This is a genomic window from Peribacillus sp. TE19612 (genome assembly GCF_056279465.1).
Genome location: NZ_JBWCCL010000010.1, coordinates 76,628 through 93,513, shown reverse-complemented (window position 1 = coordinate 93,513; position 16,886 = coordinate 76,628). Strand labels below are relative to the sequence as shown.

Here is a 16,886-nt window from a genome sequence, read left to right as displayed (position 1 = left end):
GCCGAATGTTATCGTTTGTCTGTTGCTACCTGTGCCGTAACACACCAAGCAACCAACCGAACCGTTAATGGTCGTTCTCACCTAGTAACCACCAGCAAACAAGGAAAGCTGTTAATGTGATTACGGCTGTATTTTCTGCATTGGCTACAACCAGTACCTTTCAAGGTTTGATTTACTTGCTATTAGTAGGCATTCCAGCAAGAGGACGGCTAACAGGATGCCTTAAAAAAGACAATACTTAATACGCCTTGCATTAACGAAATTTTTTCGATAAGATGAAGGTAATTAACAGACTGATAGCTGTTCAGTTATTCAGTTTTATAGGTTGAGTTTTTCTTGGCACAGTGCTGATGACACTGTGTCTTTTTCTGTTTTTAACGATTGCTACGCTTCATATACTTTCTCACTGGTGAAAACTTGGAGTGCTGATCCTTGATGTGTACATCATTCAATTGCACATATTTTCTTGTTGTTGTGATGTTAGAGTGGTCAACTATCTTTTGTAGGGTGAATAAGTCCCCACCATTCAAAATGTAATTACGAATAAACGTATGCCTGAATCTATGTGGATGTACTTTTGGTATTTCTAATGCAGTTCCGACTTTATGCAATCTTCTACGGATTGTGTCACCAGTCAATGGTTCACCGTAAGCATTCATAAATAGTGCTTCATGGTCTCCAAAATACCCGATACATTCATCGTGTAGCTTTCTAAGTTCTCGCATTACTTCACGGCTTACAGGGATGTGACGACCTTTTCTGTTCTTATTTATTTCTGGTGGTATAAAGATTGATGATTCTTTAAAATCCATATTAGAAATCTTGGTTGAAATAGCTTCGTTTATTCGCATCCCAGTATCAAGCAAAAGCAAGACTAAAAGCTTATCTCGCCATTCCCCAAAATTGCGTTCATTGAAATAATTTAAAATCAATGTAACCTCATCGTCTGAAAAACCTTTTACCTCTTCTTCAGCATCCAGTTTAAGATTCTTGATATTCTTCATTGAGTTATCAGGCGTTATTCCTTCTTCAAACCAGAATTTACACATTGTTCGTAACGTACGTAACCTTATATTTATTGTGTTTACTGATAAAGTAGTGGTTTTCTCACGCTGTTCATCGCCTGCATAAGCCTTCTTATTTTTTGAAAAAGTGATATATTCTCTTATTAAAGAAGGGGATAGATCGTTAACGTAATTAAAAGACGGATGATAAACAGATAAGTATTCCGTTAAATACCTAATGTGCCGTACATATTCGCCTAATGTTCGCTGTCGGACACCTTCAGCAACTTTTGCACGTAGAAAAATATCTAAGGCTTCTTGCAGTGTGTATTCAATTGTGAAACTTTCCGTAGTCTTACTGGTCAATTTCCGTTCCTTTAACGCTGTTCCACGCTGTTTAATAACGTGTTTTTTCATAAAAAAAAGCACCTCCAGACATAGAGAAGTAATAGTGAAATGGAATATCACTGTTTCCTACGTTCAGAAGTGCTTTTATCCTACATACAATTTACGGCTTTTACGGTCATACCAACAGAAAAAAACCCTGCTACAACACGGAGAAACCGCATTATAACAGGGCTTATAAACTTTAGCGTCCCAGATAGGAATCGAACCTACGACCTACAGCTTAGGAGGCTGTCGCTCTATCCTGCTGAGCTACTGGGACATATATTAAAGTCGACGACTTATTTATTATATTTCTTATAGGCAAACTTTTCAAGCTAATAGCACATACTTATGAAAAAAAATCCTCATAAATGTTTAGCGCATCGCTAAGCTCTCGTTTTTCCCCTTTTTTCATTAAATGGAATACTTTATTGTTCATGGGTTTTCTGGTACTATTATACTATAAAAAAATCAGGAGAATGATAGTGAAAAAATATAGAGTTTTAAGGATGGCGGCATTGCTGGGAATTTTGATTTTACCTGGATGCACACAAGGGATTTTAGAGGGGATAGGCACAAAGACGGCAGCGCCGATTGCGGAAGATGACATTGAAGTGGCCGAAGCGGCTGAGAATGGGAGCGGGCAGGATTCGGAGGGGCAAATCGAAACGGGAGACTGGATAAAGGCCGAGTCCCCGGTCCAGCTTCCGATATTGATGTATCACAGCATTTCCCAAGGTAATGGCCTTCGGGTTCCAAGGGAGGAATTCCGATCACAAATGGCTTGGCTTCGGGAGAATGGTTACTATACATTATCCCCTGAAGAAGCATTCCTCGTTTTATCCGAGAATCGGATGCCAAGTGAGAAGTGCGTCTGGCTTACTTTTGATGATGGCTATACAGATAACTACACGGAGGCATTCCCGATATTAAAAGAAAATGATATGAAAGCAACTGTCTTCATGATCGGGAAGTCCATAGATAAAAGTCATCACCTGACTGAAAATCAAATGTTGGAGATGAGCAGGGATGGGGTTTCGATTGAAAGCCATACCATCAACCATTTGGAGCTGAACCGCATGACGGCAGAGCAGCAAGAAGCGGAAATGGTTCAGTCGAAGGTGCTGTTCGACCGTATCATCGACCAGGACACGACAGTGCTTTCCTATCCGGTTGGCCGGTATAACGAAGAGAGTCTCAGGCTGTCAGAAGAAGCTGGATACAAGATGGCAGTCACTACCGAACCTGGGGGAGCTTCAAGCGACCAAGGATGCATGCTCTGCATCGAGTTCGGATTTCACCGGGGTTATCGATCAATGGGTTTGCGTCGCTGATTGAAAATGCTTCAAAGCATTGAAGGCGGAAGGGTCATTTCGCACTTGTTCAGAAAAATCATATAATAATCGATTCTTACATGGTGTATAATGAAGGCAGTGAAAATTATATACATATGAACGATTTGGTGTCTTAATGACTTAAAAGGGAAGTTGGTGAAATGCCAATGCGGTCCCGCCACTGTATATGGGAGCTGACGGCAGTGTACCACTGTATGAGATATGGGAAGGTGCCGTTGACGATGACCATGAGCCAGGAGACCTGCCAGAATTCGTACACCTGTAACCTACGCGGATGGGAAGGTGTGTGGCAGACACTAAGAAAGAGTCCGTATTGATATTGTTGCCATGCAAGCATCTTCCGTTTAACGGGAGATGCTTTTTGTTTTGGGGGCATCTTCCAGGATTGGTTTTCTCTGTTAGGTATGAAGAAATTAAATAAAAAGATTGTGGGGAATGAAAATGAAGAAGATTTTTGGTCTGATACTGTTGATGTTACTGACTGCAGGCATGATGGTTGGCTGCGGTGGCGCTGCTGACGAAGGAAATGAAAAGCAGCAAACGAACCATGCACAACACGAGGCTTTCCCGATTACGATTAAAGATGCAAGTGGGGAAAAAGTAACGATAGAAAAAGAACCGAAGAAAATCGTTTCGTTGATACCAAGTAATACGGAAGTGGTCTTTGCACTTGGTTTGGGTAAAAAGGTCGTTGGTGTTTCCGACAATGATAATTACCCGGAGGAAACAAAAGAAATTGAAAAAGTTGGCGGAATGGAAATGAACACGGAGCTGATTGTCTCCATGAAGCCTGACCTTGTTCTTGCACATGCATCAAGTGCCCATAATTCAAATGAGGGTTTACAGCAGCTTAAGGATGCTGGAATAGATGTACTCGTAGTCAATGATGCCCAAAGCTTCGACCAAGTCTATGAATCTATTGAAATGATTGGACAGGCAACGGGAGAACATGATAAGGCAAACGAAATCGTTGCGGGTATGAAAACGAAGCTCAAGGATATCCAGGAAAAAGCCAAGTCCGTAAAGAAAGAGGATAGGAAGACCGTTTTAGTGGAAGTTTCGCCTTCACCGGAAATATACACACCTGGAAAAAATACTTTCATGAATGAGATGCTTCATATTATTTCAGCGGATAATGCGGCTGCTGAATTGGACGGTTGGGCAAAAATTGATGAAGAGTCGATGATTGCTGCAAATCCTGATGTCATCATTACAACGTATGGTTATTATACGAAAGATGCAGTAAGTGAAGTGACGGCCCGAAAAGGATGGCAAGACGTAAATGCTGTTAAGAATGGCCAAGTCTTTGATGTCCATTCTGACTTGGTGACCCGTTCCGGTCCACGCTTAATAGAGGGAGTAGAGGAACTTGCCAAATCAGTCTATCCGAACCAATTCGACAACTAAATGGGCGTTTGCGTATTTGATTGCGTTGTTGATTTTGTTATTCGCAATGACGATAGGCATTTCCTTTGGTTCGGTGCCAGTACCGATTCCCGTACTTATACAAATAATCGGCAAGGAGATTTTCCACTTGCCGATTTCTGCCGATCCGGATGTGATGCTAACGAATATCGTGATGAACATCCGCTTGCCGCGGGTGCTGCTCGCTGGTTTGGTTGGGGCATCACTTGCGATTGCGGGTGCGGCTTTTCAGGGACTGCTCCGGAACCCGCTCGCTGATCCTTACACATTAGGTATTTCATCAGGAGCATCGGTCGGAGCCGTTTTGACAATATTCTTGAATATATCACTGCCATTCATCGGTTTATATACCCTTCCGGCATTGAGTATCTTATGTTCAGTGCTCACGATGCTCTGCGTACTGACTTTTGCAAAAAAAATGGATCGATCGATGAAAGTGGAAACGATCATTTTAACGGGAATCATTTTCAGCTCGTTTTTAAGTGCCTTCATTTCATTGATGATTGCGCTGACGGGTGATGAATTAAGACAAATCATCGGCTGGCTGATGGGAAGCGTCTCAATGCGCGGATGGAATTATATCGTAATCATTTTGCCGTTTTTTATCATTGGTTCGTTGACCTTGATCATGAATACAAGTGAATTGAATGCGATGACTTTCGGGGAAGACCGGGCAAAACACTTAGGTGTGAATGTCAAGCGGCGGAAAATGTGGATCTTGATAGCCGGTTCGACTTTGACAGGGGCAGCAGTTGCCGTTTCAGGGGCGATTGGTTTTGTAGGATTGGTCATTCCTCATTTTGTCCGAAAGATTTGGGGACCTGACCATAAACATTTGCTTCCGTTGTCATTGTTGATAGGAGGCGGATTCTTGATATTGGCCGATTTTGTAGCACGAACGATCATTGCCCCATCGGAACTGCCGATCGGGGTGATCACCTCACTTATCGGGGCACCTGCATTTGCGCTGATTTTATTAAAGAGACGGAGAGAAGGGTAAAAACGGATGCTTGAAGTAAAAGGGTTAACAGGTGGATATCACAACAAAGCTGTTTTGGACTCTGTCTCTTTTGATGTACATAAAGGGGAATTATTCGGGATTCTTGGTCCTAATGGCAGCGGGAAAACGACGCTTTTAAGTATGCTTAGCGGGGTGCTCGATTATAAAGGCGGAAGCGTACGGATAAGCGGCAGGGATTTGAAGGATTATTCGTCAAAACAACTTGCACAGGTCATTGCCGTGCTCCCTCAACATTCCTCATTAGCTTTCTCCTATACAGTAAAAGAGACGGTCTCACTTGGGCGATATGCCCATCAATCAGGTTGGTTCCATAGTTGGTCCGCAGAAGATGAATCGATTGTCCAGCGGGTGATGGAACAAACGGGAGTAGCTGATTTTCAGGATCTTCATTTTGATCGATTATCAGGAGGGGAAAGACAGAGGGTCCTGCTGGCACAGGCCCTTGCCCAAGAGCCGGAAATCCTTTTTTTGGACGAACCTACGAACCATTTGGATCTTTCCTATCAAAAAGATCTTCTTGATCTAATGAGGAAAATGGCAAAAGAGCAGAAGTTGACCGTTATTTCAATTTTTCATGATTTGAATTTGGCTGGATTATATTGTGATCGGCTTATGCTGCTTGAGAAAGGGCAGATTCAGGTTGTTGATGTGCCGAATGAAGTGCTTCAACAGGAACGGATTCAGGATGTATATCATACGACGATCGAAAAACACCCACATCCCGCCCTTCCGAAACCGCAAATGTTCATCGTTCCAGAAAAGCATGGCCAGGATACTATCCCGTTGGAAATTGATGATTCTTATTTGACAGTCGGATTTGAGATGATTCAATTGAAGTCTCCGATCCCGCTTAGAACGATGTCTTCTGGAGTGACTGGTTCGGGGACGGGCTGGCATAAGTATTTTGTGAATAGGCACGTCCATCATGGCTATGATTGCGAGGATCATCATGTTGAAATGGCCGACTATTTAACAACTCATGGTTTTGAGCCTCAGGAAACGGTAGGGATGATGACAGCTGTCTTTCTCGATACGGTCGCAAGCAAGCTATTAAGAGCTGAAGATTTCTCGGTTTTTATCATTGTGACGGCCGGTGTAGGGAATGCCATCGACGCTTCATTAGCTGACAGGCATTCTTGGAGTTCCGCTCCAGGAACGATAAATACATGGATATTCGTAAATGGGCATTTGGCAGAAGAGGCATATATCCACAGTATAGTGACTGCGACCGAGGCAAAAGTAAAAGCGCTTCATGATTTGCATGTCATGGATAAGGTGACAAATACTTGTGCAACAGGAACATCGACAGACAGCATGTTGATAGCGGCAACTCAAAGAGGGGCAAAGCTTCAATATGCAGGCACCATCACTCCGTTAGGGAAGCTGATCAGTCGCGGTGTATATGATTGTACAGTGCAAGCCTTAACGAATAATCGGAAACGGATTGAGGAATTATGATTTATCACCATCTTTTTGCGGTTACGCTGGCGTTCTTCCTTGATTTATTAATTGGAGATCCGCCAAGTTGGCCGCATCCAGTCAAATGGATAGGAACGATGATTAGCAAGTTGGATCTGGCATTCAATAAAGGGGCATATAAGAAACGGAAAGGGCTCTTCATGTTGATCATCGTCCTATCGGCGGTGTTATTGATTACAGTTCTTACCGTTTATTTGGCTTATCTAATCCATCCGCTTGCAGGTATCCTTTGGGAAGCTGTTGTCATTTCCACAACGATAGCTCAGAAGGGCTTGAAGCAAGCTGGGATGGATGTTTGCCTTCCGCTTAATGAACGGGATTTCCCTGAAGCGAGGGTAAAGCTTTCCTATATCGTTGGCCGTGATACGGCTGAGCTTGATGAACCAGAAATCGTCAGGGGCACCGTGGAAACCGTAGCGGAAAATACCAGTGATGGGATTACAGCGCCATTATTTTGGGCAGCTATTGGCGGTGCGCCGCTCGCGATGGTGTACAGGGCGATTAATACCTGCGATTCCATGGTAGGGTACAAGAATGATAAATATGGGCAATTCGGCTGGGCTTCAGCCAAGCTCGATGATATCGTCAACTGGATACCCAGCCGCCTCACCGGATTCCTGATGTTGCTGAGCTCGAAATCCGGCTATCATGGATTCGGCGCCAGGTGGAAGATATTATTCAATGACGCAAAAAAACATCCAAGCCCGAATAGCGGGTGGTGTGAAGCAGGCGTTGCGGCCATTTTGGGAATCCAGCTTGGAGGCCGGAACATGTACAAAGGAATTGTTTCCGACCGTGCGAGGATGGGAGTTCCGCTTGTTCGATTGGAAGCAAAACATATACCACAAACGATTACCATCATGCATCGGTCATCTTTTCTATTTCTGCTGATGCTATGGCTAGGGGGACTTATTCTTGACATTACCTTCTCATGGCTCTAATCCTAATTATCTTTATGAAGCGCTGGAAATCGAAATGCCTGAATCGGTTCTCGACTTCAGTGCTAACATCAACCCATTGGGTCCGCCTTTACGCATAAAGGAACAGTGGTCTGGGTTTTTCGAAGGGATCCTTCAATATCCAGATCCGCATGCCATTGAACTGACAAAATCAATTGCAAAAAAAGAAGCACTTCCTGAGCAATCCGTTTTGATGGGGAACGGTGGTGCTGAAATCATCATGCTGGTAGCGAACGGATTAGCCAATCAAAGGGTGCTAATCATACAGCCGGCATTTGCGGAATATGCTGAAGCTTGTTTGGCAGCAGGATGTAAGGTCGATTTTCACCAGCTTGATGCTCCTGGGTGGCAATTGGACCTGGAACGATTGATTCCGCGATTACCCGAATATGATGCCATTTTCTTATGTACGCCTAATAATCCGACGGGTGTTTCATTTAAGCGGGATACAGTTAGGGAATTGATCATTGAATGCCAAAAAGCGAATTGCCTGGTTGTCCTGGATGAGGCTTTTTATGATTTCACGGAGGATGCCTTTAGTTATGCTTCTTTAATCAATGCATTTCCACATTTACTCATCCTAAGATCAATGACTAAAATCTTTGCAATCCCCGGTTTGAGACTAGGCTATTTGCTTGCGTCACCTGACATCATAAAACGGGTAAGAAATTATAAACCGCATTGGAGCGTCAACCATGTGGCACTTGAAGTAGGGAAAATCTGTCTTGCAGAAGAAGCCTATATGAGAAAAACAAGAGACTATATTGCATGGCAAAAGCAAAAACTATTCCGGTTTTATGAGGAGCAGGGGTTGGATGTCTCCGATAGCACAGTTAACTTTTATTTGGTGAAAGATGAATCTTTATCCCTTTTCCCCTTTTTGCTGAAAAAAGGAATCGTACCGCGCCATACCTATAATTTTCCGGGTTTGGATGGAGGGTGGCTTCGGTTTGCAGTGAAGAGTGAACATGATAACGAAGCACTGATGGAGGGGGTAAGACAGTGGAGAAAGCAAGGCTCTGTTTTATAACCGGGGGTGTCCGTTCTGGAAAAAGCAGCTTTGCGGAAAGAAAAGCCCTGGAGTATGCACTCCAGATGGATGGGAACTTGCATTACCTCGCCTGTGGCCGAGTCAGTGACGCTGAGATGGGTGAACGCATCCTTAGGCACCGGAAAGATAGGGAAAGCAGCCCTATTACGTGGAAGACCTCCGAATACGCAACGGATATTACAAGAATAGGGGCGGATATTGATCAGGATTCCATAATTCTGCTTGATTGTCTGACAACCCTGCTTGATAACGAACTATTTGGCCCTGGCCTTCCGCTTGAAGAAGAATTCTTAAATAGCGTTTTTTTAAAAATAATAACCGGAATCAATGAGATAAAAAAACAATCCAATTGTTTAATTGTCGTGAGCAATGAATTGGTGCAGGAACCGATTTTCCAGGATGATTTCCTTCATATATACGGAAAAACACTGGGGTTGCTTCATCAAACGATCGTCGGGCTGGCCGATGAAGCCTATCTAGTGGAAGCGGGAATTCCATTGCGGAAGAAAGGGGGCATGCAGGAATGAGCGGATTGATAGGATTTTTAATTAACCTGCAGTTCTTTACGGTCTTTCCAATAAAGAAGCAGCTTCCGATGGAGAAGAAATATATTCACCGTGCCATTCAAACCTTTCCATTAGTAGGTCTTTTGCTAGGCTTGATATTGGGCGGCGTTTTGTATGCACTTGTGGAATGGACCCCATTGTCATCGCTTTCGATCGCCTTTTTCCTTTGGTTTTTGACCATGGCATTAACGGGAGGCTTGCATCTTGATGGCTGGATCGATGCAAGTGATGCTTTTTTTTCCTATCAGGATAAAGAGCGGCGATTGGAAATCATGAAGGATTCCAGGACAGGTGCATTCGGTGTCATCTCCGTCATAGTCCTTTTGGCCGCCCGGTTTCTATTTATCTATGAAATTGTTGAAAGGGTAAATGAATGGACATACTTCTTGATCATTGCCCTTCCGCTCTTAAGCAAATGTGTGATGGGTTATTTACTCATCCGGATGCCGCTCGCTAAAAAAGAGGGGCTCGGTGCTTTTTTTCAAAGTGCAGTGATGAAAAGCAGTTTGCCCATTTATTGGCTGTACCTCCTTGTAAGTCTGGCGTTGGCCTGGGTCATTGATTTTAAGCTTGTTACCTTATTTTTCATCATGTGTCTGGCTGCCGTGTTTTTCCTGGTATATATGAAACGTAAAATCGTGAGTTGGTTCGGTGGGATAACGGGGGATGTACTGGGGGCATCCGTGGAAGGGGTTGAGCTTTGGTTATGGCTGATATTGTGGCTATTACACTACTTCGCCATGGGCTGACAGTAGCCAATGAACGAAAGGCCTATTTAGGCTGGACGGATTCTCCATTAAGTACCGAAGGAGAAAAGGAAATACTGGACTTGAGGGGCTCGTACCCACAGTATGAAAAAATTTTCAGCAGTGATTTGCGCCGCTGTGTAGAAACTGCACGCTTGCTGTTTCCACATGAAGTTCCGATCAAAAACCCTTTGTTCCGTGAGATGAACTTCGGCAGTTGGGAAGGGCGAACGTATGAAGAGTTGAAGACAGATGAAGATTATCTTAATTGGCTGGAGCGTCCCATGGAGGCACTGGTGCCTGGGGGTGAAAGTTATCCGGCATTTTCCGAACGTGTCAATGATGGCTGGAATCAATTGATTGCCTGTAAGGAGAACCGATTTGCCCTAATGACGCATGGAGGGGTAATTCGTGATTTATTGGTCCGCTATGCCCCGAAGGAAAAGTCTTTTTTTGATTGGGGAATTTCCCATGGCAGGGGATATGAGCTGATATGGGAAGACCGGAACAGCTTAAGGAGGGGAGAACGCTGCACTTTGTTACAGGAGGCGCCTATAATGGGAAAACTAAGTGGGTAAAGCAATTGTATGGTTTGGAAAATGATGTCCTTTGGTTATCCGGTTATCGACAAGAACAGCCGGAATTGATTGATTTCCAAGGCAGGGCAGTTGTATTGCAAGGTTTGGATGCATGGATTCAGCAAGATGCAGAAAAGATGGATTCAAATTCGATTCGAAGAAGATGGAAGGAAATCATGGCTGATTGGCGAATATGGGAGAATGAAAGGAATGAACACAGCTGCATTGTGATCGGTTCTGATATTTCCAAGGGAATTGTCCCGATTGAAGCAAGAGACCGCAGATGGCGCGATGCCTGCGGATGGGTCTATCAAGATGTAGCATCCATATCAAAGCGCGTTGATATCATCTGGTATGGAATTAACCAGCGAATAAAGTAGAGGAGGTAATTGGGATGAAAATCTATACACGTACAGGGGATAAGGGACAAACCAGCGTAATCGGAGGTCGGCTTGACAAGGATGACATTCGTGTTGAATCTTATGGAACGGTGGATGAAGTGAATAGCTATATCGGTCTTGCGGTGACAGAATTGAATCCTGCGATATTTACGGATGTACTGGCCGATCTAGAGAAAATCCAGCATGAGTTGTTTGACTGCGGAGGAGATTTGGCAACCGTTTCCGAGAAAGCCCCGCAAAAGCTGACGGATGAGACCATTACCTATTTGGAAGAACGGATAGATGCCTTCATACTTGAAGCGCCGGAACTGGAAAAGTTTATCCTGCCTGGCGGCTCAAAAGCGGCTGCAACGATTCACATTGCCCGAACCGTGACAAGAAGGGCAGAACGGTTGGTCGTTTCATTGATCAAGTCGGGTGCGGCCGTTTCACCATTATCACTTCAATATTTAAATCGTTTGTCGGATTACTTCTTTGCTGTTGCACGTGTGATCAATTTCCGTCTTGGAGTAAAAGATGTGGAATATATCCGCAGCGCAAATGTGTTCCGAGGAGGGAAAAGAAAGGAAAAAGAGTAAACATGGATGTAAGAAAAATTAGTGCAATTGCTATATTCATCGCCTTATCGGCAGTAGGGGCAATGATTAAAATCCCTTCACCGATCGGAAGCATCGCTTTGGATAGTTTTCCGGCCCTTTTGGCGGCTGTCATACTTGGCCCGGTATCGGGGGCTATAGTTGCTGGGCTTGGTCATATCATTTCAGCGTTCATCGGCGGCATGACACTTGGGCCATTCCACTTTTTGATCATGGTCGAAATGGCTGTCCTGACATGGATGTTTAGCATTTTATATATAAACGGAAAAAAAGTAGGCGCATTTTTCCTCTTCTTTATCAGTAATGCCTTCGTTTTGGCCCTGCCTTTCGCATTTCTGATCAGCCCTGGCTTTTACACGTTATTGGTTCCGGGCTTAACGGTGGCGACGGCGGTAAATGTAGTATTGGCAGTCCTTTTATTGCCGCGCTTGGAACCTGTTTTGAAAAAAATCATTTTTAAAGATGGATTAGCAGAATGAGTGATTCATTGATTTTGCCATTTTCCGAATCAGATTCATTGATCGTCTCAAGTGACAATAGCGGCGGGATCGGGCTGAAGGAAAAAGATCTTGTCCATGTCCCTTATGAGGTCGTTGGATATTATTCCTTTCGGGTTGCCGTCATGGAATGCCTGGGCGTTGGCGGAAGACCCGTATCCGTCGTTCTAAATAATTTCTGCGGTGATGAAGCCTGGGAGGACTTGACCATGGGTGTCAGGAAGGGGCTGAATGAATTGGGAATGGAGGACCTTCCCATCACTGGCAGCACAGAAAGTAACATGCCGCTTCTTCAGTCAGCACTTGGTCTTATGGTGATTGGTAAACGAGTGAAAGAACGTGTTAAAAAGCAACAGCCCTTACGAAAAATCGCTCTGATCGGCAGGCCACTCGTTGGAGAGGAAGTTATGGAACAGCAAGAGTGGGTCGCACCATTATCTTTATATAAAAGCTTATGTGAAATGGAAGGTGTTCAGGCACTTCCAGTCGGCTCAAAAGGGATAGCGTATGAATGGGGACATCTGGATCAAAGTGGTGAAGGTGTTTCTCTGCCTATAAGTAATAAAGTCGATATTGAAAAATCATCAGGACCATCCACCTGCTTCCTCATTGCCTATCCTGAACAACTGGAGGAAGAAATCAAGCAAAGATCCGGTCCTCTTTTTATTGGCGGTTGATCGATCCATGACTGAATCAGGCATCGAGTTTAGTTCATAATGAACGGGTTCGATGCTTTTTTCATTGAGATCTTACCTTGATGGATCCCTTTCCTATTTAAAGTGAATGCTTGAATAAGATGTTTGGTTTATTTGGATAGGTGGGCTTGTTGCCCGATTTTATCATGCCAAAGTAAAATGAAACCCATTTATTGCATTACTGCTCGCTTCCGCCATTTTATGGATAACCACAGGTATGGATATTCGGGATGTTGCAGATGCTGTTCAGACAGGGGTAGGTAATAATCTTGGTAATGTTGATCGGAGCTTTGGTGAAGATTCAACATGGAATGATGGGTTGATTTCATTGGAAAACCAATCATTGCGCCTCATGGTTTCATTATTTACATTAGGTTGCGCTAGAGGTTTTAATAAAGGGGAGCAAAACCCGCTGCCTCCATCATCTTGATTATTGGAGCGGGCGGTGCATTTAAAAATGTATTGAGCTGCCTGCCGATCATATCTGCTTTCCTGGCGTTATAGTAAATTGCCGGTCCTTACTCCATCACATGTGAATGGAGCAGATTTTGGATGGTCAGCAGTCGCACAGACGATAAAGTCTTGAACGGTTATGGAAATGATTATATCAGTCGTTTCACTTATCCTAATCTTACTATTGAATTCAATTGTTTAAGAGAAAGGAGCATGATGTATATATGAAACATTCAGGTTATATGATGGGGATCGATATTGGCACGACGAGTACGAAAGTTGTTCTTTTTTCAAAAGGGGGGGAGGTTGTCCAATCTTGTTCGAGGGAATATCCTCTGCACAGTCCAACTCCTTCCGTGGCGGAGCAAGATCCCGAAGAAATTTATAAAGCGGTCATCATTGCTATAGGCGAGGTCATGATTGCAAGCGGAATAGAAAAGCAAGAACTGGGCTTGATATCGTTCAGTTCGGCGATGCATAGCTTGATCGCCATGGGTGAGGACGGCAACCCGCTTACGAATAGCATTACATGGGCGGATAATCGAAGTGTTGCCTATGCGAGGAAACTGAAGGCTTCGGAACAGGGGATGCAATTGTATCACAGGACCGGAACGCCTGTTCACCCGATGTCCCCAATCACGAAAGTAATGTGGTTAAGAAATGAGCACCCCGGGATTTTTAACGAAACGGACAAATTTATAGGAATTAAAGAATACATCATCTATAAATTTTTCAATGAGTATGTGATGGATTATTCACTCGCTTCTGCAACGGGCATGTTCAACATGAATGAACTAAAGTGGGATGAAGAGGCACTCACCATTGCTGGAATTGGGGCTGATAAGCTGCCGATGCTTGTCCCTACAACGCATATCCTCTCAGGCTTAAGTGAGGAATTAGCTGCAAAAATGAACATTCATGCTGGTACACCGTTTGTGATTGGAGCGAGTGATGGCGTGCTTGCCAACTTAGGTCAAAACGCAATCAAGCCAGGCGTTCTGGCAGTGACAATCGGAACGAGCGGTGCGGTAAGAACCGTCAGTGACAGGCCGCTTACCGATCCCAAAGGCCGGACATTCTGCTATGCCCTTACTGAGAATCATTGGGTAATCGGCGGACCGGTCAACAATGGGGGAATCACCTTCCGATGGGCACGCGATCAATTAGGCCGTGTGGAAATCGAAAAAGCGAAGGCTTCGGGACAGGACTCCTATGAGATTCTGACGGATATGGCTTCTAATATTGCACCTGGTTCTGATGGGTTGATATTCCATCCGTATATGGCAGGGGAACGGGCACCATTATGGAGTGCCGATGCAAGGGGCTCCTTCTTTGGACTGGCGCTTCATCACACTCGTGACCATATGGTCCGGGCAGTACTGGAGGGTGTAATGTATAACTTGTACAGTGTCCTTATAGCCGTAAAGGAATTGACTGGTGCTCCCGAGAAGATTCATGCAAGCGGCGGATTTGTCCGTTCGAAGCTCTGGCGCCAAATCATGGCTGATATATTCAATCAAAACGTGACAATTCCAGAAAGCTTTGAGAGTTCGAGCTTAGGTGCCGCCGTTCTTGGATTATATGCTTTAGGCGAAATCGAAAGCCTTGATGAGGTTGAGGGTATGGTTGGTGAAACGAATGAACTTGTCCCGATCGAAGAGAATGTTAAAGTGTATGAAGAATTGATGTCAATTTATTTATCCGTAAGCAGGCAATTGGAAGGCGACTACAAGAGGATAGCGGATTTTCAAAGACGCCATTTAGAATGACTCTTAGGATGAATAAACACTGTGTTTCAATTTGTCGAAAAGAGAGCGGACTTCAGAAAACAACTGGAACTTTTTTTAATAAAAACTGAGGAAAACAGGCTTTTCCTCGAATTTGTCTATAGTCTAAAAGCACAGATGCATAAGCACTGTGCTTTTCTTTTTGACTGGTAATTAAAATGGTAAGATGGAAGAAAACGATAAGGGGAATTTTCTTATGGGAGCCAGTAAAACGAATGCAATGCGAATTCTTGATAACAAACGTATAGAGTATGGCATGATGAGTTATGATGCCCGCGATGGAAAAATTGATGGGATCACTGTTGCGGATAAGATTGGAAAAGCGCCAGAAACCGTTTTTAAAACGCTTGTCACCCATAACGGACCCCAGCAGCTTTACGTATTTGTCATTCCGGTAGCCACCGAACTAGACTTGAAAAAAGCAGCGAAGGCCGCAGGTGCAAAAAAAATTGAAATGCTTGCGGTTAAAGATCTGCAAAAATACACAGGGTACATTCGGGGAGGCTGTTCCCCGATCGGAATGAAAAAACAATACCCGACCTTTATCGATGAAAGTGCAGCAAACCTGACTGAAATCATCGTAAGTGGAGGGAAAATCGGTACACAGATCGTTTTAAAACCGTTAGAATTCCTGGAAGTCACACAAGCGGAATCTGCAGCCCTAATAAAATAAATAAATTGTTTACCTTTAGGTATTCACCTATTAGGCCCTTTTTTCATACGCTGTCTTGAAGATCACATCTTTATTGTGAGGGAGAGTGTGAAAGTGACAGGAAAAGTGATGAATTATTTTGCTGGAGGCAATACGGCTAAAGGTTTTTATAGTTTATATGATTCAAATTTAAAAGGTCTGGAAAGATTATTCATATTAAAAGGCGGACCTGGTTCCGGTAAATCGACCATTATGAAAAAAATCGGCCAAGAATGGCTGGATAAAGACTATAACATCGAGTATTTACATTGTTCGTCCGATAATGAATCCATTGATGGAGTAATCATACCGGCTTTGAAAATCGGTATCGTGGATGGGACTGCGCCGCATGTGATTGAGCCGAAGGCACCAGGGGCGATTGAGGAATATGTGAATCTTGGGGCTGCCTGGGATTCCCAGCAACTGGCTTCTGAAAGAGCGGCCATCATAAAGTTGACGAATGCGAGAAGCAAGAGTTTCGAGAAAGCATATGCCCTATTCGCTGAAGCATTAAAGATACATGATGAATGGGAAGACATTTACAAGTCAAATATTGATTTCGCAAAATTGAATGGGTTGACCAATAAATTGATTGAAAGCTTTTATAGAGATATCGTCCTTAATAAGAAGTCGGATGTTCGTCACCGATTCTTAGGTGCAGCTACACCAACGGGTGCAGTTGATTTCATCCCCAATATTACTGAGGGAATACAAAAACGGTACTTTTTAAAGGGTCGTCCAGGTTCAGGGAAATCAACGATGCTGAAGAAGATTGCAAAGGCTGCGGAGCAAAGGGGCTTTGATGTGGAAATATATCATTGTGGCTTCGATCCGCATAGCTTGGACATGGTAATCGTCCGGGAGGTGGGGATCGCCATTTTTGACAGCACATCGCCTCATGAATATTTCCCGAGTTGTGGAGGGGACGAAATCATTGATATATATAAAACGGCCATTTTGCCAGGAACAGATGAAATATATGCCGATCAATTAAAGGATGTTTCCACCAGGTATCGGACGAAAATGAATGAAGCGACAGCAAATCTGGCTAAGGCAAAAGAGCTGCATGACGAACTCGAAAAGATTTATGTAAAAGCAATGGATTTTACAGCCATCGATGATATTCAAAAAGACATCAATGAACAGATTAATGAACGGGCACAAGATGTAGATAGAAAAACGATTCTACATTAAG

18 protein-coding genes, 1 tRNA gene, 1 pseudogene and 1 riboswitch are annotated in these 16,886 nt (G+C 43.8%); of the genes and pseudogenes, 18 read left to right on the top strand and 2 right to left on the bottom strand.

Features of this window, described 5'->3' with window-relative positions:
- Nucleotides 1-374: 374 nt before the first annotated feature.
- Complete coding sequence (locus tag ACZ9AO_RS18150) at nt 375-1,421, bottom strand: tyrosine-type recombinase/integrase (RefSeq protein WP_476109692.1); 1,047 nt, start codon at nt 1,419-1,421, stop codon at nt 375-377.
- A gap of 176 nt (nt 1,422-1,597) precedes the next feature.
- Nucleotides 1,598-1,671: transfer RNA gene (locus ACZ9AO_RS18145), tRNA-Arg, on the bottom strand.
- 199 nt (nt 1,672-1,870) lie between these two features.
- Here ACZ9AO_RS18145 and ACZ9AO_RS18140 point away from each other — a divergent pair.
- From ACZ9AO_RS18140 to ACZ9AO_RS18055, 18 genes and pseudogenes are all read left to right on the top strand, one after another.
- A pseudogene (locus tag ACZ9AO_RS18140) lies at nt 1,871-2,748 on the top strand (polysaccharide deacetylase family protein).
- Nucleotides 2,749-2,834: 86 nt separating this feature from the next.
- Nucleotides 2,835-3,009, top strand: a riboswitch (cobalamin riboswitch).
- A gap of 178 nt (nt 3,010-3,187) precedes the next feature.
- The gene (locus tag ACZ9AO_RS18135; RefSeq protein ID WP_476109690.1) at nt 3,188-4,153 is read left to right on the top strand and encodes an ABC transporter substrate-binding protein; all 966 of its coding nucleotides are present in this window, start codon (nt 3,188-3,190) and stop codon (nt 4,151-4,153) included.
- Nucleotides 4,116-5,171, top strand: a complete 1,056-nt coding sequence (locus tag ACZ9AO_RS18130) for a FecCD family ABC transporter permease (RefSeq protein ID WP_285856572.1) — start codon at nt 4,116-4,118, stop codon at nt 5,169-5,171. Before ACZ9AO_RS18135 ends, ACZ9AO_RS18130 begins: the two co-directional genes overlap by 38 nt.
- Nucleotides 5,172-5,177: 6 nt before the next feature.
- On the top strand, nt 5,178-6,650 hold the full coding sequence (locus tag ACZ9AO_RS18125; protein WP_476109687.1) for a heme ABC transporter ATP-binding protein: 1,473 nt from the start codon (nt 5,178-5,180) through the stop codon (nt 6,648-6,650).
- The gene (cbiB, locus tag ACZ9AO_RS18120; RefSeq protein WP_476109685.1) at nt 6,647-7,612 is read left to right on the top strand and encodes an adenosylcobinamide-phosphate synthase CbiB; all 966 of its coding nucleotides are present in this window, start codon (nt 6,647-6,649) and stop codon (nt 7,610-7,612) included. Before ACZ9AO_RS18125 ends, cbiB begins: the two co-directional genes overlap by 4 nt.
- Nucleotides 7,587-8,660: a threonine-phosphate decarboxylase CobD gene (gene cobD, locus ACZ9AO_RS18115; protein ID WP_251541674.1), complete on the top strand. Its 1,074-nt coding sequence runs from the start codon at nt 7,587-7,589 to the stop codon at nt 8,658-8,660. The genes cbiB and cobD overlap by 26 nt, the downstream gene beginning before the upstream one ends.
- Nucleotides 8,633-9,208: a bifunctional adenosylcobinamide kinase/adenosylcobinamide-phosphate guanylyltransferase gene (locus tag ACZ9AO_RS18110; RefSeq protein ID WP_476109683.1), complete on the top strand. Its 576-nt coding sequence runs from the start codon at nt 8,633-8,635 to the stop codon at nt 9,206-9,208. Before cobD ends, ACZ9AO_RS18110 begins: the two co-directional genes overlap by 28 nt.
- A complete protein-coding gene (gene cobS / locus ACZ9AO_RS18105; RefSeq protein WP_251541670.1) occupies nt 9,205-9,996 on the top strand; it encodes an adenosylcobinamide-GDP ribazoletransferase in 792 nt (263 codons plus the stop codon). The genes ACZ9AO_RS18110 and cobS overlap by 4 nt, the downstream gene beginning before the upstream one ends.
- Entirely contained in the window at nt 9,954-10,571 is a 618-nt protein-coding gene (locus tag ACZ9AO_RS18100; RefSeq protein WP_476109681.1) for a histidine phosphatase family protein, read from the top strand. The genes cobS and ACZ9AO_RS18100 overlap by 43 nt, the downstream gene beginning before the upstream one ends.
- Nucleotides 10,487-10,951 (top strand): bifunctional adenosylcobinamide kinase/adenosylcobinamide-phosphate guanylyltransferase, encoded by a 465-nt coding sequence (locus tag ACZ9AO_RS18095; protein ID WP_251541665.1) that lies wholly within the window; start codon nt 10,487-10,489, stop codon nt 10,949-10,951. Before ACZ9AO_RS18100 ends, ACZ9AO_RS18095 begins: the two co-directional genes overlap by 85 nt.
- Nucleotides 10,952-10,965: 14 nt before the next feature.
- The gene (locus ACZ9AO_RS18090) at nt 10,966-11,550 is read left to right on the top strand and encodes a cob(I)yrinic acid a,c-diamide adenosyltransferase (protein ID WP_476109679.1); all 585 of its coding nucleotides are present in this window, start codon (nt 10,966-10,968) and stop codon (nt 11,548-11,550) included.
- Nucleotides 11,551-11,552: 2 nt separating this feature from the next.
- On the top strand, nt 11,553-12,047 hold the full coding sequence (locus ACZ9AO_RS18085) for an ECF transporter S component (protein WP_048688544.1): 495 nt from the start codon (nt 11,553-11,555) through the stop codon (nt 12,045-12,047).
- The gene (locus ACZ9AO_RS18080) at nt 12,044-12,742 is read left to right on the top strand and encodes an ATP-binding protein (RefSeq protein WP_251541660.1); all 699 of its coding nucleotides are present in this window, start codon (nt 12,044-12,046) and stop codon (nt 12,740-12,742) included. Before ACZ9AO_RS18085 ends, ACZ9AO_RS18080 begins: the two co-directional genes overlap by 4 nt.
- Nucleotides 12,743-12,932: 190 nt before the next feature.
- A complete protein-coding gene (locus ACZ9AO_RS18075; protein ID WP_311293902.1) occupies nt 12,933-13,190 on the top strand; it encodes a hypothetical protein in 258 nt (85 codons plus the stop codon).
- On the top strand, nt 13,187-13,264 hold the full coding sequence (locus ACZ9AO_RS18070) for a hypothetical protein (RefSeq protein WP_476109817.1): 78 nt from the start codon (nt 13,187-13,189) through the stop codon (nt 13,262-13,264). The genes ACZ9AO_RS18075 and ACZ9AO_RS18070 overlap by 4 nt, the downstream gene beginning before the upstream one ends.
- 173 nt (nt 13,265-13,437) lie before the next feature.
- Nucleotides 13,438-14,982 carry a gluconokinase gene (gene gntK, locus ACZ9AO_RS18065; protein ID WP_251541656.1) on the top strand — a complete coding sequence of 515 codons (1,545 nt, stop codon included), beginning with the start codon at nt 13,438-13,440 and terminating at the stop codon, nt 14,980-14,982.
- Between the two features lie 214 nt (nt 14,983-15,196).
- Entirely contained in the window at nt 15,197-15,673 is a 477-nt protein-coding gene (gene ybaK / locus ACZ9AO_RS18060) for a Cys-tRNA(Pro) deacylase (RefSeq protein WP_251541654.1), read from the top strand.
- A 93-nt stretch (nt 15,674-15,766) separates the two neighbouring features.
- Complete coding sequence (locus tag ACZ9AO_RS18055; RefSeq protein WP_251541650.1) at nt 15,767-16,885, top strand: PRK06851 family protein; 1,119 nt, start codon at nt 15,767-15,769, stop codon at nt 16,883-16,885.
- Nucleotide 16,886: the final 1 nt, after the last annotated feature.